The following is a 21,478-nucleotide window of genomic DNA, read 5'->3' as shown; positions in this document are numbered from 1 at the left end:
TTATTGGTCTGTCAGGGCAAACTGCGTCAGGCAGAACGTCGCAATGCCCATGTCTTCCAGGCGCTGGGACCCACCCAGCTCCGGCAGGTCAATGATCGCCGCCGCTTCGAAAATCCGTGCGCCCATGCGCCGGGCCAGGTTGGCCGCCGCGATCAGCGTGCCGCCGGTGGCGATCAGGTCATCGAACATCAGCACCGAATCACCTTCACACAGGCTGTCGGCGTGCACTTCCAGGAAGGCTTCGCCGTATTCGGTCTGGTAACTCTCGGCCAGCACGTCGGCCGGCAATTTGCCTTGCTTGCGGAACAGGATCAGCGGTTTGTTCAGCTGATAGGCGATGATCGAACCGATCAAGAAGCCTCGGGCATCCATCGCGCCGATGTGGGTGAAGTCGGCTTCGACGTAGCGGTGTACGAAGGTGTCGGCCACCAGGCGCAAGGCCTTGGGCGACTGGAACAGCGGCGTGATATCGCGAAAGATCACCCCAGGCTTGGGGAAGTCGATGACTGGGCGAATCAGGGATTTGATGTCGAACGAATCGAAGACCATCGTCGAGGAGTCCTGGGGAGGAAAGCGGACTCGAAGTATACCTGCGGCCCAGCCGATTGGCTCGGCCGCAAGCGTCTGGATCAACCGTCGAGCGAACCGCCAGCCAATGCGCAGAGCTGGATCGGGTCGAGGATATGCACTTCCTTGCCTTCGGCCGCAATCAACTCGTTCTGCTGGAAGCGGGTGAATACCCGGGACACGGTTTCCACCGCCAGGCCCAGGTAGTTGCCGATTTCGTTGCGCGACATGCTCAGGCGGAACTGGTTGGCCGAGAAACCCCGCGCGCGGAAACGTGCGGAGAGGTTGACCAGGAAAGTGGCAATACGCTCGTCGGCGGTTTTCTTCGACAACAGCAGCATCATCTGTTGGTCGTCGCGGATTTCCCGGCTCATCACGCGCATCAGCTGGCGACGCAATTGCGGCAGCTGCAGGGCCAGTTCATCCAGGCGTTCGAACGGGATTTCACACACCGATGTGGTTTCCAGGGCCTGGGCCGACACGGGGTGAATCTCAGTGTCCATGCCCGACAGTCCAACCAGTTCGCTCGGCAGGTGGAAGCCGGTGATCTGTTCTTCGCCGCCATCGCTCAGGCTGAAGGTTTTCAGCGCGCCAGAACGTACTGCATAAACGGAGTCAAACTTGTCGCCCTGGCGAAACAGGAACTCGCCTTTTTTCAGTGGGCGACCGCGTTTAACGATCTCGTCCAGCGCTTCCATGTCTTCCAGATTCAACGAAAGTGGCAGGCAGAGGGGGGCCAGGCTGCAATCCTTGCAATGAGCCTGGCTATGAGCGCGCAGTTTAACTGGCTCGGACATTTCTTAAATCCTTGTGGGAAAACACACATAAGACGTAAGGGTAACGCACCGGGGGGCAATCAGGCCAGCGTGTACAAAAAAGCAGCAGCGGTATAAAGAATTTTGTATCGAGGTCGATACAAGATTGTCACTCCTAGAGCTGGAGGCTCAGATCATGCTTTCCATTGGCGCAACCAACCCTGCCATTGTTTCTTCGCTAACCGTGCCTGATGCGAAAAAAGACCCCGCTGCAGACGATAAAGACCAAGCGTCTTCGACCGATCGGACCACTGACACCAAGCCCCAAGGACTGGTGGTGGATATCTCGGGGGCGGGGCTGAAAGCCTCCAAGGCCAGCACCAACTCCAACAAGGACATTGACGACAGCAACCTGAAAGACAACATCAAGCAGTTGTTGAAAATGATTCGCGAGATGAGAAAACAGCTCGCCGAGAAGATGGCTCAGCTCTCAGCTGCCATGTCCGACGCCTCAAAGACCCCGCAGGCAAGGCAGGCCAGAGTGGCCGCCTTGCAGAGTGATATCGCGACATTGCAGGCCGGCTTGATGACGGCCCAATCGCAGTTGACCAAGGCCTTGAAGGACGAGTCTCCCGAGTCGCAGCTGGAAGCGATGGCCCTGCTGGCGAAGTAGGACAGGTTCAGATTACCCGCGAAAATCGTTGCCGATTCTGGTGCTCCAGATAGGCATCGAACACCATGCACACCGAGCGTACCAGCAGGCGCCCCGCCGGCAATACGCGGATGCCCTGTGGGTCGAGTTCGATCAGTCCGTCCTCGGTCATCGCCTCCAGTTGCGGCCAGAGTTCGTCGAAATAGCCGCGAAAATCGATGTTGAAAGCCTGTTCGATCTTCTCGAAATTCAGGCTGAACGTGCAGATCAACTGCTGGATCACTTCCCGTCGCAGCCGGTCATCCGTGGTGCATAACAACCCACGGCTGGTGGCCAGTTGCGCGCCGGCGAGGGCGTTCTGGTAGTGGTTCAGGTCGCTGCTGTTCTGGCAGTACAGGTCGCCGATCTGGCTGATCGCCGACACCCCAAGCCCGATCAAATCGCAATGCCCATGGGTGGTGTAGCCCTGGAAGTTGCGTTGCAGCGTGCCTTCTTCCTGGGCGACGGCCAATTCGTCGTCCGGCAGGGCAAAGTGGTCCATGCCGATGTAGCGGTAGCCCGCCCGGGTCAACTGCTCGATGGTGGTTTGCAGCATCAGCAGTTTTTCCGCCGGGGAGGGCAGGTCGTCGGTGTTGATCCGTCGCTGGGGCATGAACCGTTCCGGCAGGTGTGCGTAGTTGAACACCGAGAGGCGGTCCGGTTGCAGGCTGATGACTTCTTCCACGGTGCGTGCGAAATTCAGCGGTGTCTGCTTGGGCAAACCGTAGATCAGGTCGATATTGATCGAACGAAACTGCAGGGTGCGCGCTGCGTCGATCACTGCGCGGGTTTCTTCCAGGCTTTGCAGGCGGTTCACCGCACGCTGCACTTCGGGGTCCAGGTCCTGCAGGCCGATACTGACGCGGTTGAACCCCAGTTCACGCAGCAGGCCCATGGTCGCCCAATCGGCTTCCCGCGGGTCGATTTCAATCCCGTAGTCGCCGGAGTCATCGTCCAGCAGGTTGAAGTGCTGGCGCAGGCGGCCCATGACCTGACGCAGCTCGTCATGGCTGAGAAAGGTCGGGGTGCCGCCGCCGAAGTGCAGCTGCTCCACCGGCTGTTTGGGGTCGAGGTGGCACGCCACCAACTGGATTTCCTGCTCCAGGCGTTGCAGATAGGCGTGAGCCCGGCCGCGATCCTTGGTGATGACCTTGTTGCAGGCGCAGTAGTAGCAAATGTTGGCGCAAAACGGCACATGCACATACAGCGACAGGGGCCGTACGGCCTTGCGGCTGTCGCGCAGGGCGTGGAGCAGGTCGAAGGTGCCGACCTGGCTGTCGAATTGTACGGCGGTGGGGTACGAGGTATAGCGTGGCCCCGCCAGGTCGTAGCGGTGAATCAGATCAGTGTCCCAACGAATGGCGTCGAGCATGCGGGCGTTCCCCCGGATAGGCTAGTGGGCCGAGTCTAGGGGCTGGGTGGGGAAGCCATCTTGATTTGCATCAACGGGGAGCGGCGCTATGCCACATGGCGATCTAGTGGCCCATCAGCCAGTGCTGGTGCGGCCCGGGCAAGGTCCAGATGCCGAACAGCATGACCAGCAGGCCACCGGCCATCCGCACGCTGCGTTTGCGCAATAACGCGGTGACTCGATCAGCGGCTAAGCCCGTGGCCAGCAGTACCGGCCAGGTGCCAAGGCCAAACGCGAGCATCAGCACCGCACTGTCCAGCGCATTGCCCTGGCTGGCCGCCCACAGCAACGTGCTGTAGACCAACCCGCACGGCAACCAGCCCCAGAGCGCACCCAGCAGCAACGCCCGGGGCAGGCTGGACACCGGCAGCAAACGGTTGGCAACCGGCTGGATATGCCGCCACAGGCCGCGCCCGAGGCTTTCGATACGGGTCAGGCCGCTCCACCAGCCGGCCAGGTACAAGCCCATGCAGATCAGCAACAGCCCGGCGAGGATGCGCATGAACATCGCTGCCGGACTGTTGGCCACGGCCCAGCCGGCCAGGCCGATCAGCAAGCCGGCGGTGGCGTAGCTGAGGATGCGCCCCAGGTTGTAGGCCAGCAGCAGGCGAAAGCGCCGACTGCGTTGCTCCTTGGGAATCGCCAGGGTCAGCGCGCCCATCAGGCCGCCACACATACCCAGGCAATGGCCGCCGCCCAGCAGGCCGAGGATCACCGCCGAGACCAGCAGGGGCGCCAGTTCAAGCATGGGGCGGATCTTTCGGCTTGGGCGGTTGTTCAGGGCCGTTGGCTTCATCGACGGCCGCCAGGTGGTTCGGGTCCTGGTCATCGAACAGCACGCTGTGGGCCGGGCCATCGAGGTCGTCGTACTGGCCGCTGTCCACCGCCCAGAAGAAGATGTAAATGGCGATGGCCACGATCAACAGCGCCGCCGGGATCATCACGTAAAGAGCTGGCATCTGCACTCCATGCCCGCGCGGCTCATGCCGGCAGCGGGCGGGTTACGGGGGCGGGGCTCACGGCTGGCGTGCTCGGCATGCGAGTCAGGCGCAGGGCATTGAGCACCACGGTCAACGAACTGAGGGACATGCCGATCGCCGCCCAGATGGGAGTGATCCAGCCGAGGGCGGCAAACGGCAACATCAGGCCATTGTACAGCCCGGCCCACAGCAGGTTTTCAATGATTACCCGGCGGGTGCGCCGGGCCAGGGTAAAGGCTTGTACCAGGGCGTCGAGGCGGTTCGACAGCAACACCGCGTCGGCGCTGGTCTTGGCCAGGTCGGTGGCCGAGCCCATGGCCACGCTGATATCGGCGGCGGCCAGCACCGGCACATCGTTGACGCCATCGCCGAGCATCAGCACCTTGCGGCCTTCCTTGTGCAGCTGTTGCAGCATTTGCAGCTTGTCATCGGGGCGCAGGCCGCCATGGGCTTCGTCGATGCCCAGCTCGGCGGCGACACTGGCAACCATCGGCGAGCTGTCTCCCGACAGCAGCAACGTGCGCCAGCCGCGTGCCTTGCAGGCGGCGAGCAAGGCGGGCGCGTCGCTGCGCAGGCGGTCATCCAGGACAAACCAGGCCAGGGCGCCGCCGGTGTCGCCCAGCAGCAGCCATTGGCCGGCTTCCTTCGGCGAGGCGGGGAGGGCGCAGCCGCTCAGTTCGCAGACAAAACCCGGCTGGCCAATGCGCAACCGGCGGTCACCGACGCGGCCTTCCAGGCCCAGGCCCGGCGTGCTGAGCACTTCATCCGCCGCCAACGGCGCGCGGCCGAATGCGCGGGCGATCGGATGTTCCGAACGTTGCTCCAGCGCCGCCGCAAGGCTCAGGCACTCGTCGCTGCCCAGCAGGCTCAACGGGCGGATCGCGCGCAACGCCAGGCGACCTTCGGTAAGGGTGCCGGTCTTGTCGAAAATCACCGTGTCGATCTGGTTCAGGCCTTCCAGCACGTGGCCGCGGGTCAGCAGCAGCCCGAGTTTGTGCAGGGTGCCGGTGGCTGCCGTCAGGGCGGTGGGTGTTGCCAGTGAGAGGGCGCAAGGGCAGGTCGCAACCAGCATCGCCAGGACGATCCAGAACGCCCGTGACGAATCCAGCTCCCACCACACCAGGCCGATGACCGCAGCGGCGACCAACGAGCACAACAGGAACCATTGGGCGGCGCGGTCGGCGATCTCCGCCAGCCGGGGTTTCTCCGCCTGGGCCCGCTCCAGCAGGCGCACGATGGCCGACAGGCGCGTGTCGTGGCCCAGGGCGCGGACTTCGACGGTCAGCGCACCTTCGACGTTGAGGGTGCCGGCAGTGACGGCATCGCCGACCTGGCGTGGTTGCGGCAGGTACTCGCCGGTCAGCAGCGATTCGTCGATGCTCGACTGGCCGTCGAGGATGATGCCGTCTGCCGGCAGCACCGCCCCCGGATGCACCAGTACCCGGTCGCCCAGGGCCAGTTCGCTGAGCAGGATCCGTTCACTTTGCCCGTCGGCACTCATGCGCAGGCACGAGGCTGGCAACAGGTTGACCAACTGCGCGGTGGCTGCCGCCGTACGTTCCCGGGCGCGACGCTCCAGGTAGCGCCCAGCCAGCAGGAACAGGGCAAACATGCCGACTGCATCGAAATACAGTTCGCCGGTGCCGGTGATGGCGGTCCAGATTCCGGCCAGGTAGGCACCGCCAATGGCCAGGGACACCGAAACATCCATGGTCAGGTGGCGGGTGCGCAGGTCGCGCATCGCCCCCTTGAAAAACGGTGCGCAGCTGTAGAACACGATGGGCGTTGTCAGAAACATCGCGACCCAGCGCAGGATCACGTGCAGCTCCGGGCTCAGGTCGATATTGAATTCCGGCCAGGTGGCCATCGTCGCCATCATCGCCTGGAACCACAGCAGCCCGGCCACCCCCAGTTGACGCAGGGCCAGGCGGTTTTCGCTGGCCAGTTGTTCAGCGGCACGGTCGGCTTGATACGGGTGGGCGGCGTAGCCGATGTAGCGCAACTCGCCGAGCAGTTGGCTCAGTGGCAGTTGCCCATCGGCCCAACGCACGTGCAGGCGGTGGTTGGACAGGTTCAGCCGCGCCTCGGCCACGGCGGGCAGGCTGCGCAGGTGTTTTTCGATCAGCCAGCCACAGGCGGCGCAACTGATGCCTTCCATCAACAGTGTGGCTTGCGACAGGTCACCGTCGTGGCGCACGAAAGGCTTTTGCACATCGGCACGGTCATACAGCGCCAGCTCGTCCACCAGTTGCACCGGCAGCGCCTCGGGGTTGGCCGAGGCTTCGCTGCGGTGCTGGTAATAGCTTTCCAGGCCACCGGCGACAATCGCCTCGGCCACCGCCTGGCAGCCCGGGCAGCACAGCTCGCGGGGCTCGCCGAGGATCACGGCAGTGAACCGGCTGCCGGGCGGCACGGGCAGGGCGCAGTGGTAGCAGGGGATTGGGGTGGTCATGGCTCAGTTCCGATGATCGTTCCCACGCTCTGCGTGGGAACGCTTCGCTGGACGCTCCGCGTCCGCTCTTGTGACGCGGAGCGTCACGGGATGCATTCCCACGCAGAGCGTGGGAACGATCAAACAGGTGACGCTCTATTTTTTCAGGTCTTCAGCACCCTGCAGCGGCTCGTCGCCCAGCAGCAAGTCCTTGTCATGGCTGACCTGTTCTTCTTCAAACATACGCCAGGTCCGGTCGCCTTCCACCCCCAGCAGCTCGACGAAGCGGCGGCCTTCGACCTTGTCGGTCACCTGGCCGATGTAGCGGCCGGGTTCGCTGTCGCTGCGGGTCAGGATGATCTTGCGATCCTTCTCCGGCTGGGTCGGCGAAATCAGGTTCAGCTCCAGGGTGCCGGGCCCGCTGTTGCCGGTCAGGTGCAATTCGACTTCGCCGGTCAACTCGTCCAGGTGCACCTTGGCCCGCAGTTGCAGAGTCTGGGCCAGCAGTTCGCGGTCCAGGGAACGGTTGATGCCTTTGCCGGCCTCGTAATAGTTGTCGTTGACCAGGTTGTCGGGGTTGTTCACCGCGATGGTCACCATGGACAAGGTCAATGTCACCGAGCAGGTCAGGATCCCAATGATGATCCAGGGCCAGAGGTGCTTGTACCAGGGGCTTGCGGCAGTAGCTGCGGGCATTGTTCGGCTCTCTATTAACGGACTTGTGGGCCGATGAATCGGCTCTTGGCTTCAATGTGGACGCTGTCGTCATCGGCATCCCTGAGGATGAATTTCACCTCGTTGGTGCTCGACGGCAGTTGTTCCGGTGCGCTCGACAACTCCACCGGCATGCTGAAGATTTCCCCGGCCGCTACCTTGATCTCGCGCCGGCCTTGCAGCTTGAGGTCTGGCAGGCCTGCGGCGTCAAGCACGTAGGTGTGGTCGCGCTGGTCCTTGTTCATGATCTTCAGGCTGTAGACGTTTTCGATCCGGCCCTCGGCGTTTTCGCGGTACAGCACGCGGTCCTTGCTGACATCGAAACCCACCAGCGAGCGCACGAAGAAGGCGGCCACCAACAGGCTGATCATCGCCAGCAGCACCAGGGCATAACCGATCAGGCGCGGGCGCAGCTTATGGGTTTTCTGCCCGGACAGGTTGTGCTCGGTGGTGTAGCTGATCAGCCCGCGCGGGTATTCCATCTTGTCCATGATGTTGTCGCAGGCGTCGATGCAGGCCGCGCAGCCGATGCATTCAATCTGCAGGCCGTCACGGATGTCGATGCCGGTAGGGCACACCTGCACGCACATCGTGCAATCGATGCAGTCCCCCAAGCCCTGGGCCTTGTAGTCGATACCTTTTTTGCGCGGCCCACGGACTTCGCCACGGCGCGGGTCGTAGGAAACGATCATCGTGTCCTTGTCGAACATCACGCTCTGGAAACGCGCATACGGGCACATGTAGATGCACACCTGCTCGCGCAGCCAGCCGGCGTTGCCGTAGGTGGCGAGGGTGAAGAAGCCGACCCAGAAATACGACCAGCCATCCGCCTGGCCGGTGAAGAAATCGAACACCAGTTCACGGATCGGCGAGAAGTAGCCGACAAAGGTCATGCCGGTGACGAAGCCGATGATCAGCCACAGGCTGTGCTTGCCGAACTTGCGCAGGAACTTGTTGGCGCTCATCGGCGCCTTGTCCAGCTTGATGCGCTGGTTGCGGTCGCCTTCGGTGACCTTTTCGCACCACATGAAGATCCAGGTCCACACGCTTTGCGGGCAGGTGTAGCCGCACCAGACGCGGCCGGCATACACGGTGATGAAGAACAGGCCAAACGCCGCCACGATCAGGATGCCCGACAGCAGGATGAAATCCTGGGGCCAGAAAGTCGCGCCAAAAATGAAGAATTTACGTTCCGGCAGGTTCCACCAGACAGCCTGGTGGCCACCCCAGTTCAGCCACACGGTGCCGAAGTAGAGCAGGAACAAACCGGCACCCCCGAGCATCCGCAGATTGCGGAACAAGCCGGTGAAGGCACGGGTGTAGATTTTCTCCCGCGATGCGTAGAGATCGACGGTGTTATTCGAATTTTTGGCAGGCGGAGTAACGTCATGTACCGGAATCTGGTTGCTCATCATTGCATCCCACGGCAGTGGAGATTTGCCTCGGCCAGTACGTGCCAGCCGGGGTCAAAATAGGGGTGTTGCAGTGGCCTAATGATACGCCCCTGATACCCTTCGACGGGTGCGACCTTTGGTCGCGTTGGGGGAAATCAATTGATGGTGTACGTGATCTGGGTCAATTGACTTGTGAAGTATGGACGGTTTTCGCAGCCTTACCGGTCATTCGTCCCATGGATTGATCAGCGCGACGCCGCTGGATTGAAAGTCGCCGATGTTGCGGGTGACCACTGTCAGCCCATGAACCAGCGCGGTTGCAGCGATCAGCGCGTCACTTTCGTTGGCTTGGTCTGGCACATGCAAGCTGGCACAGCGCAGGGCAACTGCTGCATCAATCGGCAGGATTCTGGCATCAAACGCCGGCATGACATGGCGCTTGAGCCATGTGCGCAAAACCTTCCCCTGGGCGGGATCACGCCGCTCCATTCGCAGGACTCCTGTTTCCAGTTCCTTCAAGGTAATGGCTGAAATATACATCCGTGGCGCGATGACACTTTTGGCCCAGGCGACGACCTTGGCATCGGCCTGGGGTTTGCGCAGTTCAGAGATGACGTTGGTGTCGAGTAGATACATCAAGTGAAGTCCACGGGTCGATGAGTGATCACGGCGCGTTCGGTTTCGAACTCGATATCTGCCGCTTCAGGCATCACCAACAGGTCAACGATGTCGGCATTGAGGCCTGTCAGTTTTTGGTAGTCCTCAATACTTAGCAGTACATGGGCAGGCTTGCCCCGGTCAGTGATAAAAACCGGGCCTTGGCGGGCGGCTTTTTTGGCACCGCTTGTGTCTTGATTGAATTCACGGCTGGAAATGGTGGTGATAGTCATGGGGGCTAACCTCCGTATGGAGTACGAATGTAGTCACGTTACTACCTGCGGTTTTCTTGATCAATCTCAAATGTAGATGCGTTGCTGGCGGTGACGACTTTTTCGACTTGAAAACAAAACGGCCCCGCCAATCTCCACTGGCGGGGCCGTTTTTTTTATCGCTTTTCCTCACACGACGTCTGGCGGCTTGTTCCCATGGGACAGTCCGAAACATACGCCGCCAGCAAGTGCACCTTGCCGTTTCCCTTGCGACTTCCTGGTGGTGAGTAAGTAAATCAGGAGTGGTCTACGGGCCGGTGTGGTGGCGTTTTTATAACTGCTTTTTGCGCTGTTAAATAACCTACAACGATTGGTTAGGAAGCTGACGCTTCTGCGATAACAGTTCTTAGGCCCAAACGAGCCTTTGTTTACACAGAATGAAACGTTTGTTGTAGGAACGCTGATCGCGTTATTGCCACGCAGGAAATGCCGACGTTGAGATCAAGTCTGGATCAGTGTTCGGCAATGTTTTGTAGCAGCGCGCGGCTTACCACGATGAAACCTTTGATGAGCAATTGTTGAACGTTATGCCTAGGTCTCTTGCGCGCCGATAAATTTATTTTGTTTTGACGTTATTCAAATCGAGGAAACCAATGACCATTCAACGTGCTAATGACACGCATAATGTTGGAGCCGTTCCACCATCGGCTTCGACGCTGCCAGTATCCTCTGGCATCAGCGTAGAGCAATTCAGTAGTTGGAATGATTATCGGGTGGCCGACCGTCTACTCAGAAACTTTGATAAGTATGCCGACCCTGCGCAACCAGACTACATCACCCGCGACTCTCTACGACAGGTTGCGTATGCCTCTGCGCAGAGTGGCTACAGCAGTGACGACATGAATTTTGCCCGTTCGCTGCTGGAAAATCCTGTACTCATGGAGAAACTCGATGGGTACGGAAAGCATAAGCACGATGGCAAAATCGATCGTGAAAGTATCATAACCGTGGGTCAGAATATGGGGTTTCCCCTGGCCACGATGAGTGATAAAGAACTGGCGCAAAAGCTCCTGAATGAATATGACACCTATTACCCGGAGCGCGGTTGGGGTGGAATTGATCGCAGGGAGGGTGTGACTTACGCTTCACTGAAGAACATCGCGGATGGGACGCGTCATGATCGCGGCCCAGATGAAGCGATGGTCGCGCGGGAAATCTTGAGTCGTCCTGAGTTAGTGGCACAGTTAGGACTGACGGATTGGTCTAAATCGGCTGATCGGGGGGCGATCAACGCTGCTATTAAAAGAATGGACCAAGTGCATGAAGAACGGTAACGCCTCGTCCTCGGGGTAAGTTGAGTTCCACCAATGCCCCATTACCAAAGCCCCGCGCATCATTGGCTGCGCGGGGCTTTTTGGTTTTAATGCTTACTGCTCCTCAGCTGCCTTGTCTCCATGGGACAGGCTGTAAACATAGGCCGCCAGCAAGTGCACCTTGTCATTGCCCTGCAACTGCTCCTGCGCAGGCATCTGGCCTTGACGGCCATAACGGATGGTCTGCTGCAGTTGCGCGAAGCTTGAACCGTAGATGAACGCGCCAGGGTGGGTCAGGTCAGGCGCGCCCATGGCGGGTGTACCTTTACCGGCGGGACCGTGGCACGCCACGCAGTTGGCGGCGAAGAGTTTCTCGCCGTTGGCCACGTCTGCCTTCGCGCCTTCCGGCAATTTGCGGCCATCGAGGTTGGTCACCACAAAGCCGGCCACATCGGCCACGCCTTGCTCGCCAATGACTTCGGCCCACGCCGGCATCACCGCGTGGCGGCCCTTCATGATGGTTTCCTTGATGGTGGCCGGGTCGCCGCCCCAGCGCCAGTCGGCGTCGGTCAGGTTGGGGAAGCCGTAGGCACCCTTGGCGTCGGAACCGTGGCACACCGAGCAGTTGGAGGCGAACAGGCGGCCACCCATCTTCAAGGCTTGCGGGTCCTTGGCCACTTCTTCGATCGGCATGGCGGCGAACTTGGCGAAGATCGGCCCGAACCGGGCGTCCGACTTGGCCATTTCCTTTTCCCATTCGTGCACGCCGGTCCAGCCGGTCTGGCCATTGGCAAACGGGGTTTGCTTGTCGTTGTCGAGGTAGTTGTAGCCCGGCAGCAGGCCTTTCCAGTTGCCCAGGCCAGGGTACAGCGCCAGGTAACCGAGGGCGAAGATGATGGTGCCGACGAACAGCATGAACCACCATTTGGGCAGCGGGTTGTCGTACTCCTCGATGCCGTCGAACGAGTGGCCGACGGTTTCATCGGTTTGCTCGGCGCGCTGGCCCTTGCGGGTCGACAGCAGCAGCCAGGTCAGGGCGAAAATGGTACCCAGACTGAGGACTGTGACGTACAGACTCCAGAACGTAGTCATTCTTTGTTACTCCTAGACGCTTCCACGACGTGCTTGATGGCTTCGGGATCATCCGCGAAGGGCAGCAACGTCGCGTCTTCAAACTCCGACTTGCGCTTGGGGCTGAACACCCACAAGGCCAGGCCGATAAAGGCCACCATCACGACAACGGTGCCCAGGCCTCGAATCATCCCGATATCCATCCAGATCACCGTTTGCTTTTGATGATGGTGCCAAGGCCTTGCAAGTAGGCCACCAGTGCGTCCATTTCGGTCTTGCCCTTCACGGCCGCTGCCGCGCCGGCGATGTCTTCGTCGGTGTAGGGCACGCCCAGGGTGCGCAAGACTTCCATCTTCTTGGCGGTGTCCTTGCCGTCGAGTTTGTTTTCGACCAGGAACGGGTACGCCGGCATTTTCGATTCGGGCACCACGTTGCGCGGGTTGTACAAGTGCGCACGCTGCCAGTCATCGGAGTAACGACCGCCGACCCGGGCCAGGTCCGGGCCGGTACGCTTGGAACCCCACAGGAATGGGTGGTCCCACACGCTTTCACCGGCGACCGAGTAGTGGCCGTAGCGTTCGGTTTCGGCACGGAACGGGCGGATCATCTGCGAGTGGCAGCCGACACAACCGTTGGCGATGTAGACGTCGCGGCCTTCCAGTTCAAGGGCGGTGCGCGGCTTCATGCCTTCCACCGGCTTGTTGGTCACGTCCTGGAAAAACAGCGGAACGATCTGGGTCAGGCCGCCGATACTCACGGCGATGACCATGAAGAAGGCCAGCAGGCCGATATTCTTCTCGACTACTTCATGCTTCATCAGTGAGCTCCCACAACGGCGATCTTGGTAGCGGCTTCGGCTTCTACAGGGTCGGAGGCACGCACGGTGCGCCACACGTTGTAGGCCATGAACAGCATGCCGCTGGCAAAGATCGCACCGCCCAGGGCGCGCACGATGTAACCCGGATGGCTGGCTTGCAGCCCTTCGACGAAGGAGTAGGTAAGGGTGCCGTCATCGTTGATTGCACGCCACATCAGGCCCTGGGTGATGCCGTTGACCCACATCGAGGCGATGTAGAGCACGGTACCGATGGTGGCCAGCCAGAAGTGGGTGTTGATCAGGCTGACGCTGTGCATCTGCGCACGGCCGAACAGTTTCGGGATCATGTGGTACAGCGCGCCGATGGAAATCATCGCTACCCAACCGAGGGCGCCGGCGTGTACGTGGCCGATGGTCCAGTCGGTGTAGTGGGACAGCGAGTTGACCGTCTTGATGGCCATCATCGGGCCTTCGAAGGTCGACATGCCGTAGAACGCCAGGGAAACCACCAGGAACCGCAGGATCGGGTCGGTGCGCAATTTATGCCAGGCGCCCGACAGGGTCATCATGCCGTTGATCATGCCGCCCCAGCTTGGCGCGAGCAGGATGATCGACATCGCCATGCCCAGGGACTGGGCCCAGTCCGGCAATGCGGTGTAGTGCAGGTGGTGCGGACCTGCCCAGATGTACAGGGTGATCAGGGCCCAGAAGTGCACGATGGACAGGCGATAGGAGTAGATCGGACGCTCGGCCTGTTTCGGCACGAAGTAGTACATCATCCCCAGGAAGCCGGTGGTGAGGAAGAAACCTACGGCGTTGTGGCCGTACCACCACTGGATCATTGCGTCCGTCGCACCGGCGTAGGCCGAGTAGGACTTGAAGAAGCTGACCGGCAAGGACGCATGGTTGACGATATGCAGCATCGCCGTCACCAGGATAAATGCCCCGTAGAACCAGTTGCCGACATAGATGTGCTTGGTCTTGCGCTTGACGATGGTGCCGAAGAACACCACTGCGTAGGTCACCCAGACAATCGCCAGCAAAATGGCGATCGGCCATTCCAGCTCGGCGTATTCCTTGGTGGTGGTGTAGCCCAGCGGCAGGGTGACGATCGCGCCCACGATGACCGCTTGCCAACCCCAGAAGGTAAAGGCCGCCAGTGCATCGGAAATCAGTCGCGTTTGGCAGGTTCGCTGCACGACGTAGTAAGAAGTGGCAAACAGTGCACATCCACCGAAGGCGAAAATCACCAGGTTGGTGTGCAACGGGCGCAGGCGTCCAAATGTCGTCCATGGCAGGCCAAAATTCAACTCTGGCCAAACCAGTTGCGAGGCAATGAAAACGCCGAGCCCCATGCCAAGGATCCCCCAGACCACCGTCATGATGGCGAACTGGCGGACTACCTTATAGTTATAAGCAGTCGGACTGATTGCTGTGCTCATTCTAAGGTTCCACGGTTTAGTTTTTTTATAGGGTAAAAATCGGTCGCAAGTATGGAGAAAGCAAGATTCCATTGCAACGCAAGGTGACCTGCGTCAATGCGTTCCAAACCAGATTCTGCGCCCTTTCCATGTTTGGCGTAAGGACAAAATTCAGGGTTAAAAGCTGACGACTTGGACAGGATTTTAAACGGGTCGAAGGTACTTGTAACTGAGTGTGTGTAAACAAGCAGCTCGGGTGACGAATGGCCAGTGGCACGACAGCCGGTAGGTACCAGCCTTTGCGCCTGTCATCGAGCAGAAATGTTTCAACCCATCGAGTGCAAGTCGGCCGTCGACCGGCCAATGCCAGTCCACTGTGCAAACAAGCGTAGACCCGAATGGCAGGAGGGGAAAGTCAGCGATCGGAAGGGTGCGACAATGGGTCGCAAAAAAGCCGCGCCTGAATCAGGCGCGGCTTTTGGGTGGTGCAGGATTACTCGGGTTGGCTGTCAGGCGTTGCGCCATCAGCATTGTGGGACAGGCTGTAAACATAGGCGGCCAGCAGGTGCACCTTGTCATTGCCTTGCAGTACTTCCTGCGCAGGCATCTGGCCCTGGCGGCCGTGGCGAATGGTCTGCTGCAACTGCGCCAGGCTGGTGCCGTAGATAAAGCCACCTGGCTGCGTCAGGTTCGGCGCGCCCATGGCTTCCACGCCATGGCCTTCCGGCCCGTGGCAGGCGACACAGGTGGTGCTGAATGCCACTTGGCCCGCGGCGACATCCGCGGTGCTGTCCGCCGGCAGCGGCAGGCCTGCCAATTCATGGCGCACATAGGCTGCGACGTTCTTCACACCGTCCTCACCCAGCACTTCACCCCAGGCCGGCATCGCGGCATGACGGCCATTCATGATGGTCATCTTGATTGCATCCGCCGAACCGCCCCAGCGCCAGATGTTGTCTGCAAGGTTCGGGAAGCCGTAGGCGCCCTTGGCGTCCGAGCCATGGCACACCGCGCAGTTGGAGGCGAACAGGCGGCCGCCCATTTTCAGCGCCTGTGGGTCCTTGGCGACTTCTTCCACCGGCATGGCCGCGAATTTGGCGAAGATCGGCCCGAATTTGGCGTCGGCCTTGGCCATCTCCTTGTCCCATTCCTTGGTCTGGGTCCAGCCATCTTCATAGCCCGGCAATACGCCTTTCCAGTTGCCCAGGCCCGGGTAGAGGATCAGGTAGCCGACGGCAAACACCAGGGTGCCGGCGAACAGCATGAACCACCATTGCGGCAGCGGGTTGTCGTACTCCTCGATCCCGTCGAAGGCGTGGCCCATGGTCTGGTCCACGCTGCCCTTGGTCTCGCCCTTGCGGGTGCCGATCAACAGCCAGGTCAGGCCGATCAGGCTGCCGAGGGTCAGTACACAGATCCATGTACTCCAGAAGGTAGTCATGGCCGGTTGCTCCTTGTTGCAGGCTCTTCTTGAGCGTCGGGGGTTGGCGGTAGCGGTTCATCGGCAAACGGCAGCAGGCAGGCTTCGGCGAACTCTGCGTTGCGCCGGGAGTTGAACACCCACAGCGACAGGCCGATGAAGGCGATGGCCACGACCAGCGTGCCAAGGCCGCGGATGGTTCCAGCATCGAATTCAAATCCCATGGCTCACCTCTTGCTCTTGATGGCAGTGCCGAGCACTTGCAGGTACGAAACCAGCGCGTCCATCTCGGTCTTGCCCTTGAGGGAGGCCACGGCCCCGGCGATGTCGTCGTCGGTGTACGGCACGCCGAGGGTGCGCATCACCTTGAGCTTGGTCTCGGTGTGGCTGCTGTCGACCGGGGCGGTGACCAGCCATGGGTACGCCGGCATCTTCGATTCCGGTACCACGTTGCGCGGGTTGTACAAGTGCGCGCGGTGCCAGTCGTCCGAGTAGCGCGCGCCGACGCGGGCCAGGTCCGGCCCGGTACGCTTGGAGCCCCACAGGAACGGGTGATCCCACACGCTTTCACCGGCCACCGAGTAGTGGCCATAACGCTCGGTTTCGGCGCGGAACGGGCGGATCATCTGCGAATGGCACTGTACGCAGCCTTCGCGGATATAGATGTCGCGACCTTCCAGTTGCAGCGCGGTGTAGGGCTTCATGCCTTCCACCGGCTTGTTGGTCACATCCTGGAAGAACAGCGGCACAATCTGGGTCAGGCCGCCGATACTCACGGCGAGCACCATCAGCAGCATCAGCAGGCCGACGTTCTTTTCAATGGTTTCGTGTTTCATCATCGACTCCTCAGGCCATCTGCGCCGCAGCGGCGACTTCGGCGGGTTGTGCCGAACGCACGGTGCGCCAAGTGTTGTAAGCCATCAGGAACATGCCGCTGAGGAAGATCGCCCCGCCCACCAGTCGCACGATGAAGCCTGGGTGGCTGGCCACCAGGGTTTCGACGAAGGAGTAGGTCAAGGTGCCGTCTTCGTTGACTGCACGCCACATCAGGCCCTGGGCGATGCCGTTGACCCACATCGAGGCGATGTAGAGCACGGTGCCGATGGTGGCCAGCCAGAAGTGCGCGTTGATCAGGCCGAGGCTGTACATCTGCTCGCGACCGAAGATTTTCGGGATCATGTGATACAGCGCGCCGATGGAGATCATCGCTACCCAACCCAGCGCCCCGGCGTGTACGTGGCCGATGGTCCAGTCGGTGTAGTGGGAGAGGGCATTGACCGTCTTGATCGCCATCATCGGCCCTTCGAAGGTCGACATGCCGTAGAAGGCCAGGGAAACCACCAGGAATCGCAGGATCGGGTCGCTGCGCAACTTATGCCAGGCGCCCGACAGGGTCATCATCCCGTTGATCATCCCGCCCCAACTCGGTGCCAGCAGTACCAGCGACATCACCATGCCCAGGGACTGTGCCCAGTCCGGCAGCGCGGTGTAGTGCAAGTGGTGCGGGCCGGCCCAGATGTACAGGGTGATCAGGGCCCAGAAGTGCACGATGGACAGGCGATAGGAATACACCGGACGTTCGGCCTGTTTCGGCACGAAGTAGTACATCATCCCGAGGAAGCCGGCGGTGAGGAAAAAGCCTACCGCGTTATGCCCGTACCACCACTGCACCATGGCATCCGTCGCACCGCCGTACAGCGAGTAGGACTTGGTCAGGCTGACCGGGATTTCCAGGTTGTTGACGATATGCAGGATGGCCACAGTGATGATGAACGCACCGAAGAACCAGTTACCGACGTAGATATGCTTGGTGTTGCGCTTCATCACCGTGCCGAAGAACACGATGGCATAGGCCACCCAGACGATGGTGATCAGGATGTCGATCGGCCATTCCAGCTCGGCGTATTCCTTGGAGCTGGTGTAGCCCAGCGGCAAGGTGATCGCGGCCAGCACAATCACCAGCTGCCAGCCCCAGAAGCAGAACTGCGCGATCTTTGGCGCGAACAATTGGGTCTGGCAGGTGCGTTGCACCGAGTAGAAGGAGCTGGCAAACAGCGCGCAACCGCCAAAGGCAAAGATCACCGCGTTGGTGTGCAGCGGGCGCAAGCGGCCGAAACTGGTCCAGGGCAAATTGAAGTTGAGTTCGGGCCATACCAACTGGGCAGCGAGAAAAACCCCGAGCCCCATGCCGACGATGCCCCACACCACCGTCATAATGGCGAATTGGCGGACCACCTTGTAGTTATAGGCGGTACTTAAAGTAGTGTTCATGGTTCCCCATCCACGGTTCAACCCAAGCAAATGCGGCACTTGGGCTGGAGTTATAGGCAGACTAAAAAGCGAGGCAAGCATGGGCAAAGAGCACAAGGCCAGTATTGACGGGGATCAATGGGCGCAGTGTGTGCGGGAACGCGGCTGGTTGTGGAATGCCGCGACAGGGTCTATCGCGCGTACGCCCGCGACGCTGATCCTGGCCCACGGCGCGGGCGCGCCGATGGACTCGGGCTTCATGAGCGACATGGCTGCACGCCTTGCCGGGCATGGCGTGAACGTGTTGCGCTTCGAGTTTCCGTACATGGCCCAGCGCCGTGTGGATGGCGGTAAACGTCCGCCGAACCCGGCGCCGAAGCTGCTGGAATGCTGGCGTGAGGTGTATGCCGAGGTGCGACGTCATGTCGCTGGGAAACTGGCGGTGGGCGGCAAGTCGATGGGCGGGCGGATGGCCAGTCTATTGGCGGATGAATTGGGCTCGGACGCGCTGGTGTGCCTGGGTTATCCGTTCTATGCGGTGGGCAAACCGGAGAAACCCCGGACCGAGCATCTGGCCGGACTGAAGACGCCGACGTTGATTGTGCAGGGCGAGCGGGATGCGTTGGGCAATCGGGCGGCGGTGGAAGGGTATGTGTTGTCGCCGAGCATCGAGGTGATGTGGCTGGTGGCGGGGGATCATGATTTGAAGCCGTTGAAGGCTTCGGGGTTTAGTCATGAGCAGCATCTGGAGGCTGCGGCGGTGAAGGTGGCCGGGTTTCTCGGCGCCTGATAGGGCCCTTTCGCGAGCAAGCCCGCTCCCACATTTGAAATGCATTCCAAATGTGGGAGCGGGCTTGCTCGCGAAAGCGGTTTACCGGTTAAAGCGTTCTACCAGCGAATACTGAGTATTGGCGGTATGCGTCAGCTCTTCACTCAACTGCGCCGAATTCAACGCCTGTTCCGACGTCTGGTCCGCCAGCAGCGCAATGGTGCTGATGTTACGGCTGATCTCTTCCGCCACCGAGCTCTGCTCTTCGGTCGCCGCCGCAATCTGCGCCGTCATATCAGTGATGTGCGCCACCGCCTCGCTGATCCCGATCAGCGCCTGATCCGCTTCCATCACCCGTGCCACACCTTCTTCCGCCTGGCGATGCCCGGCGTCCATGGTTTGTACGGCCGCGCTGGCGGTCTGTTGCAGCTTGGCGATCAGCGCATGAATCTGCCCGGTGGACTCGCTGGTGCGCTGGGCCAGTTGCCGCACTTCGTCGGCCACCACCGCAAAGCCGCGACCCATCTCCCCGGCACGGGCCGCTTCGATGGCCGCGTTCAGCGCCAGCAGGTTGGTCTGGTCGGCGATGCCTTTGATCACATCCACCACGCCACCGATTTCGTCACTGTCCTTGGCCAGTTGGGTCACGGTCACGCCGGTCTCGCCCACGGCCACCGACAGGCGCTGAATCGCCTCGCGGGTTTCGCCGGCGATATCACGGCCACGCCCGGTCAGGCGATTGGCTTCCTGGGTGGCATCGGCGGTGCGTTGCACATGGCTGGCGACTTCCTGAGTCGTCGCGGCCATCTGGTTGACCGCGGTGGCCACCTGTTCGGTTTCCACGCGCTGGCGTTCAAGACCGCTGGAGCTGTTATGCGCCAGGGTATTGGACTGCGCCGCCTGGGAGTTGAGGTGTTCAGCCGTGTCCTGCAAACGGGTAAGGCACGTCTTCAGGCGCGCCTCCTGGCTGAGGATCGACATTTCCAGGCGCGCCTGGGCGCCGCGGCTGTCGGTGTACATCTGCGCGATCAGCGGGTCTGAGGTGGTCTGTTCGGCCAGGCGCAGCAAGCGCTTGAGCCCGCGTTGTTGCCAGCTCAGGCCCAACAGGCCCAGCGGTACCGACAGCGCCGCTGCCAGGGCAAAGCCCCAGTGGGAATTGAGCCACACGCCAATCAGGAAGCTCAACTGGCTGACCAGGATAAACGGCAGCCAGTCCTGCAACACCGGCAGCCACTTGTCGCGGCGCGGGATGGCCGGCTTGCCCTGGTTGATGCGCTGGTAAAGCGCTTCGGCACGGCGGATCTGCTCGGCGGTGGGCTTGACCCGCACCGACTCGTAGCCGATCACCTGGTTGCCGTCGAAGACCGGTGTCACATAGGCGTTGACCCAATAGTGATCACCGCTCTTGCAGCGGTTCTTGACGATGCCCATCCATGGCAAGCCTTGTTTGAGCGTGGACCACATGTGTGCGAACACTGCCGCCGGCACATCCGGATGACGAACCAGGTTGTGCGGGGCACGCAGCAGTTCGTCATGGGAAAACCCACTGATCTCGACGAAGGCGTCGTTGCAGTAGGTGATCACGCCTTTGGCATCCGTGGTGGAGATCAACCGTTGCTGAGCGGGGAAGGTACGTTCGCGCTGGGTAACGGGTTGGTTATTACGCATGATTGTTCAATCCGCAAGGCTTTGACAGGTTGTCGACCGTCGCGGGGTTTTATTTAACTTATTTTTTGCAACAATCGGCGCAGCCTCAGCCCGCCAGCATCGGATAGGTAAACAACCCGAAATGCAGCAGGTTCAGCCCGAAGTGCGTAACGATCGCCGCGCCCAATCCGCCAAAGCGATACGCCAGGCCGTAGCCCAGGCCTGCGATGGTCGCCAGCAGGGTCCACTGCCAGCCTGCGCCCAGGTGTACCAGGCCGAACAACAGGGCGGCCAACAGCAATGCGAGGTTTTCACCATAGGGCAATTGCTTGAACCGTCGGCTCAGGCCGCCCTGGATATAACCGCGGAACAGCGCTTCCTCCACCAGGGTCACCAGCAGCAGGTTATTCAACACCCACAGCCAGGCCTGCTCCGGCCACTTCGGGGCCCAACTGATGACGCCCAGCAACGCAGCGCCGCCCAGGGCGGCAATCGCCGTCAGTGTCAACGCCAGGGCGGTGGCGTAGATCGACAGGCGCAGGGACCGGCGCGCAACAATCCACGGGCAGGCCAGCAGCAGCCAGAAGCCAATCAGCGGTTTGTCCTGGTTCAGGTACATCGAGAAAGGCACGGCGTCGTCCGTAAAGCGCTGCGGGGCGATCCCGCGACCGTTGTAGAACCCCGGCAGCCAATGCATCGCCAGCCCCAGCGCCAGCACGATAAACAGCCCGTGGCCCAGATAGCGTACCCACGGGTTTCGCTGTTGCCGCACGGCAAACCCGGCCAACAGCAGCATGGCGACGGAAAGCGCCGCCATCAACCCCAATTGCCCGTAGCTCAAGGCAAGTACATAGCCGATGGAAAGAAGCGCCAGGTACAGCCATGGCAATGCAAGCATGGGGAATCCTTGTGACAGTCAAAATCTGAGGGCGGCAGTATACCGAGCGTCACCGACGGT

23 protein-coding genes are annotated in these 21,478 nt (G+C 60.9%); 3 read left to right on the top strand and 20 right to left on the bottom strand.

Going from position 1 to position 21,478, the window contains the following annotated elements; translation table 11 throughout:
* Both HX801_RS24570 and fnr read right to left on the bottom strand, forming a co-directional pair.
* A complete protein-coding gene (locus HX801_RS24570) occupies nucleotides 1-549 on the bottom strand; it encodes an adenine phosphoribosyltransferase (RefSeq protein ID WP_003219046.1) in 549 nt (182 codons plus the stop codon).
* Between the two features lie 80 nt (nucleotides 550-629).
* Nucleotides 630-1,364 carry a fumarate/nitrate reduction transcriptional regulator Fnr gene (fnr, locus tag HX801_RS24565; RefSeq protein ID WP_003219044.1) on the bottom strand — a complete coding sequence of 245 codons (735 nt, stop codon included), beginning with the start codon at nucleotides 1,362-1,364 and terminating at the stop codon, nucleotides 630-632.
* Between the two features lie 154 nt (nucleotides 1,365-1,518).
* Between fnr and HX801_RS24560 the strand changes: the two genes are divergently transcribed.
* Nucleotides 1,519-1,995 carry a hypothetical protein gene (locus HX801_RS24560; RefSeq protein ID WP_177022901.1) on the top strand — a complete coding sequence of 159 codons (477 nt, stop codon included), beginning with the start codon at nucleotides 1,519-1,521 and terminating at the stop codon, nucleotides 1,993-1,995.
* 7 nt (nucleotides 1,996-2,002) lie between these two features.
* Here HX801_RS24560 and hemN read toward each other — a convergent pair whose 3' ends face one another.
* The 8 genes from hemN to HX801_RS24520 all read right to left on the bottom strand — a co-directional run bounded on the left by hemN (nucleotide 2,003) and on the right by HX801_RS24520 (nucleotide 9,833).
* Entirely contained in the window at nucleotides 2,003-3,385 is a 1,383-nt protein-coding gene (hemN, locus tag HX801_RS24555) for an oxygen-independent coproporphyrinogen III oxidase (protein ID WP_003219038.1), read from the bottom strand.
* A gap of 103 nt (nucleotides 3,386-3,488) precedes the next feature.
* Nucleotides 3,489-4,172 carry a sulfite exporter TauE/SafE family protein gene (locus HX801_RS24550; protein ID WP_003219035.1) on the bottom strand — a complete coding sequence of 228 codons (684 nt, stop codon included), beginning with the start codon at nucleotides 4,170-4,172 and terminating at the stop codon, nucleotides 3,489-3,491.
* Nucleotides 4,165-4,383 carry a cbb3-type cytochrome oxidase assembly protein CcoS gene (gene ccoS / locus HX801_RS24545; RefSeq protein WP_003219033.1) on the bottom strand — a complete coding sequence of 73 codons (219 nt, stop codon included), beginning with the start codon at nucleotides 4,381-4,383 and terminating at the stop codon, nucleotides 4,165-4,167. The genes HX801_RS24550 and ccoS overlap by 8 nt, the downstream gene beginning before the upstream one ends.
* Before the next feature lie 22 nt (nucleotides 4,384-4,405).
* Nucleotides 4,406-6,856 carry a heavy metal translocating P-type ATPase gene (locus HX801_RS24540; protein WP_177022900.1) on the bottom strand — a complete coding sequence of 817 codons (2,451 nt, stop codon included), beginning with the start codon at nucleotides 6,854-6,856 and terminating at the stop codon, nucleotides 4,406-4,408.
* A gap of 135 nt (nucleotides 6,857-6,991) precedes the next feature.
* On the bottom strand, nucleotides 6,992-7,531 hold the full coding sequence (locus HX801_RS24535; protein ID WP_008437568.1) for a FixH family protein: 540 nt from the start codon (nucleotides 7,529-7,531) through the stop codon (nucleotides 6,992-6,994).
* A gap of 14 nt (nucleotides 7,532-7,545) precedes the next feature.
* On the bottom strand, nucleotides 7,546-8,961 hold the full coding sequence (gene ccoG / locus HX801_RS24530; protein ID WP_003219028.1) for a cytochrome c oxidase accessory protein CcoG: 1,416 nt from the start codon (nucleotides 8,959-8,961) through the stop codon (nucleotides 7,546-7,548).
* Between the two features lie 207 nt (nucleotides 8,962-9,168).
* Nucleotides 9,169-9,579, bottom strand: a complete 411-nt coding sequence (locus HX801_RS24525) for a type II toxin-antitoxin system VapC family toxin (protein ID WP_102368383.1) — start codon at nucleotides 9,577-9,579, stop codon at nucleotides 9,169-9,171.
* Entirely contained in the window at nucleotides 9,579-9,833 is a 255-nt protein-coding gene (locus HX801_RS24520) for a type II toxin-antitoxin system Phd/YefM family antitoxin (protein WP_003219024.1), read from the bottom strand. The genes HX801_RS24525 and HX801_RS24520 overlap by 1 nt, the downstream gene beginning before the upstream one ends.
* A gap of 632 nt (nucleotides 9,834-10,465) precedes the next feature.
* Between HX801_RS24520 and HX801_RS24515 the strand changes: the two genes are divergently transcribed.
* Nucleotides 10,466-11,146: a hypothetical protein gene (locus tag HX801_RS24515; RefSeq protein ID WP_023659084.1), complete on the top strand. Its 681-nt coding sequence runs from the start codon at nucleotides 10,466-10,468 to the stop codon at nucleotides 11,144-11,146.
* A 93-nt stretch (nucleotides 11,147-11,239) separates the two neighbouring features.
* Here the strand turns inward: HX801_RS24515 and ccoP (HX801_RS24510) are convergent, their stop codons facing one another.
* From ccoP (HX801_RS24510) to ccoN (HX801_RS24475), 8 genes are all read right to left on the bottom strand, one after another.
* Nucleotides 11,240-12,217: a cytochrome-c oxidase, cbb3-type subunit III gene (ccoP, locus tag HX801_RS24510; protein WP_003219020.1), complete on the bottom strand. Its 978-nt coding sequence runs from the start codon at nucleotides 12,215-12,217 to the stop codon at nucleotides 11,240-11,242.
* Nucleotides 12,214-12,399 (bottom strand): CcoQ/FixQ family Cbb3-type cytochrome c oxidase assembly chaperone, encoded by a 186-nt coding sequence (locus HX801_RS24505; RefSeq protein ID WP_008437575.1) that lies wholly within the window; start codon nucleotides 12,397-12,399, stop codon nucleotides 12,214-12,216. The genes ccoP (HX801_RS24510) and HX801_RS24505 overlap by 4 nt, the downstream gene beginning before the upstream one ends.
* A 5-nt stretch (nucleotides 12,400-12,404) precedes the next feature.
* Nucleotides 12,405-13,013, bottom strand: coding sequence for a cytochrome-c oxidase, cbb3-type subunit II (gene ccoO, locus HX801_RS24500; protein ID WP_003193167.1), 609 nt, complete (start codon nucleotides 13,011-13,013; stop codon nucleotides 12,405-12,407).
* Entirely contained in the window at nucleotides 13,013-14,455 is a 1,443-nt protein-coding gene (gene ccoN / locus HX801_RS24495; RefSeq protein ID WP_003219015.1) for a cytochrome-c oxidase, cbb3-type subunit I, read from the bottom strand. The genes ccoO (HX801_RS24500) and ccoN (HX801_RS24495) overlap by 1 nt, the downstream gene beginning before the upstream one ends.
* A gap of 472 nt (nucleotides 14,456-14,927) precedes the next feature.
* Nucleotides 14,928-15,875: a cytochrome-c oxidase, cbb3-type subunit III gene (ccoP, locus tag HX801_RS24490; RefSeq protein ID WP_003219014.1), complete on the bottom strand. Its 948-nt coding sequence runs from the start codon at nucleotides 15,873-15,875 to the stop codon at nucleotides 14,928-14,930.
* The gene (locus tag HX801_RS24485) at nucleotides 15,872-16,078 is read right to left on the bottom strand and encodes a cbb3-type cytochrome c oxidase subunit 3 (protein ID WP_003219012.1); all 207 of its coding nucleotides are present in this window, start codon (nucleotides 16,076-16,078) and stop codon (nucleotides 15,872-15,874) included. The genes ccoP (HX801_RS24490) and HX801_RS24485 overlap by 4 nt, the downstream gene beginning before the upstream one ends.
* 3 nt (nucleotides 16,079-16,081) lie before the next feature.
* Nucleotides 16,082-16,690, bottom strand: a complete 609-nt coding sequence (gene ccoO, locus HX801_RS24480) for a cytochrome-c oxidase, cbb3-type subunit II (RefSeq protein ID WP_003219010.1) — start codon at nucleotides 16,688-16,690, stop codon at nucleotides 16,082-16,084.
* Between the two features lie 10 nt (nucleotides 16,691-16,700).
* Nucleotides 16,701-18,125: a cytochrome-c oxidase, cbb3-type subunit I gene (ccoN, locus tag HX801_RS24475; protein ID WP_003219009.1), complete on the bottom strand. Its 1,425-nt coding sequence runs from the start codon at nucleotides 18,123-18,125 to the stop codon at nucleotides 16,701-16,703.
* Nucleotides 18,126-18,204: 79 nt separating this feature from the next.
* On the opposite strand from ccoN (HX801_RS24475), the gene HX801_RS24470 reads away from it, so the two are divergent.
* On the top strand, nucleotides 18,205-18,894 hold the full coding sequence (locus HX801_RS24470) for an alpha/beta family hydrolase (RefSeq protein WP_177022899.1): 690 nt from the start codon (nucleotides 18,205-18,207) through the stop codon (nucleotides 18,892-18,894).
* 81 nt (nucleotides 18,895-18,975) lie between these two features.
* Here HX801_RS24470 and HX801_RS24465 read toward each other — a convergent pair whose 3' ends face one another.
* Together HX801_RS24465 and HX801_RS24460 are read right to left on the bottom strand one after the other, a co-directional pair.
* Complete coding sequence (locus HX801_RS24465; RefSeq protein ID WP_003219005.1) at nucleotides 18,976-20,541, bottom strand: PAS domain-containing methyl-accepting chemotaxis protein; 1,566 nt, start codon at nucleotides 20,539-20,541, stop codon at nucleotides 18,976-18,978.
* An 85-nt stretch (nucleotides 20,542-20,626) separates the two neighbouring features.
* Entirely contained in the window at nucleotides 20,627-21,418 is a 792-nt protein-coding gene (locus tag HX801_RS24460) for a CPBP family intramembrane glutamic endopeptidase (protein WP_003219003.1), read from the bottom strand.
* Nucleotides 21,419-21,478: the final 60 nt, after the last annotated feature.

The sequence above is a fragment of the Pseudomonas sp. G1002 genome (genome assembly GCF_013385455.1).
GTDB lineage: Bacteria > Pseudomonadota > Gammaproteobacteria > Pseudomonadales > Pseudomonadaceae > Aquipseudomonas.
Note: the sequence above shows the minus strand (reverse complement) of the source record. Positions and strands in the feature narration are given on the sequence as shown.

Bases quoted from the DNA above. Each gene is read 5' to 3' on its own strand.
- HX801_RS24470 (WP_177022899.1), top strand. From the start codon at position 18,205: ATGGGCAAAGAGCACAAGGCCAGTATTGACGGGGATCAATGGGCGCAG.
- HX801_RS24535 (WP_008437568.1), bottom strand. From the start codon at position 7,531: ATGCCCGCAGCTACTGCCGCAAGCCCCTGGTACAAGCACCTCTGGCCC.
- fnr (WP_003219044.1), bottom strand. From the start codon at position 1,364: ATGTCCGAGCCAGTTAAACTGCGCGCTCATAGCCAGGCTCATTGCAAG.
- HX801_RS24560 (WP_177022901.1), top strand. From the start codon at position 1,519: ATGCTTTCCATTGGCGCAACCAACCCTGCCATTGTTTCTTCGCTAACC.
- HX801_RS24550 (WP_003219035.1), bottom strand. From the start codon at position 4,172: ATGCTTGAACTGGCGCCCCTGCTGGTCTCGGCGGTGATCCTCGGCCTG.
- HX801_RS24525 (WP_102368383.1), bottom strand. From the start codon at position 9,579: ATGTATCTACTCGACACCAACGTCATCTCTGAACTGCGCAAACCCCAG.
- ccoO (WP_003219010.1), bottom strand. From the start codon at position 16,690: ATGAAACACGAAACCATTGAAAAGAACGTCGGCCTGCTGATGCTGCTG.
- ccoG (WP_003219028.1), bottom strand. From the start codon at position 8,961: ATGAGCAACCAGATTCCGGTACATGACGTTACTCCGCCTGCCAAAAAT.
- ccoP (WP_003219020.1), bottom strand. From the start codon at position 12,217: ATGACTACGTTCTGGAGTCTGTACGTCACAGTCCTCAGTCTGGGTACC.
- HX801_RS24465 (WP_003219005.1), bottom strand. From the start codon at position 20,541: ATGCGTAATAACCAACCCGTTACCCAGCGCGAACGTACCTTCCCCGCT.
- ccoP (WP_003219014.1), bottom strand. From the start codon at position 15,875: ATGACTACCTTCTGGAGTACATGGATCTGTGTACTGACCCTCGGCAGC.
- ccoO (WP_003193167.1), bottom strand. From the start codon at position 13,013: ATGAAGCATGAAGTAGTCGAGAAGAATATCGGCCTGCTGGCCTTCTTC.
- HX801_RS24505 (WP_008437575.1), bottom strand. From the start codon at position 12,399: ATGGATATCGGGATGATTCGAGGCCTGGGCACCGTTGTCGTGATGGTG.
- ccoS (WP_003219033.1), bottom strand. From the start codon at position 4,383: ATGCCAGCTCTTTACGTGATGATCCCGGCGGCGCTGTTGATCGTGGCC.
- hemN (WP_003219038.1), bottom strand. From the start codon at position 3,385: ATGCTCGACGCCATTCGTTGGGACACTGATCTGATTCACCGCTACGAC.
- HX801_RS24540 (WP_177022900.1), bottom strand. From the start codon at position 6,856: ATGACCACCCCAATCCCCTGCTACCACTGCGCCCTGCCCGTGCCGCCC.
- HX801_RS24515 (WP_023659084.1), top strand. From the start codon at position 10,466: ATGACCATTCAACGTGCTAATGACACGCATAATGTTGGAGCCGTTCCA.
- HX801_RS24485 (WP_003219012.1), bottom strand. From the start codon at position 16,078: ATGGGATTTGAATTCGATGCTGGAACCATCCGCGGCCTTGGCACGCTG.
- HX801_RS24520 (WP_003219024.1), bottom strand. From the start codon at position 9,833: ATGACTATCACCACCATTTCCAGCCGTGAATTCAATCAAGACACAAGC.
- HX801_RS24570 (WP_003219046.1), bottom strand. From the start codon at position 549: ATGGTCTTCGATTCGTTCGACATCAAATCCCTGATTCGCCCAGTCATC.
- ccoN (WP_003219009.1), bottom strand. From the start codon at position 18,125: ATGAACACTACTTTAAGTACCGCCTATAACTACAAGGTGGTCCGCCAA.
- HX801_RS24460 (WP_003219003.1), bottom strand. From the start codon at position 21,418: ATGCTTGCATTGCCATGGCTGTACCTGGCGCTTCTTTCCATCGGCTAT.
- ccoN (WP_003219015.1), bottom strand. From the start codon at position 14,455: ATGAGCACAGCAATCAGTCCGACTGCTTATAACTATAAGGTAGTCCGC.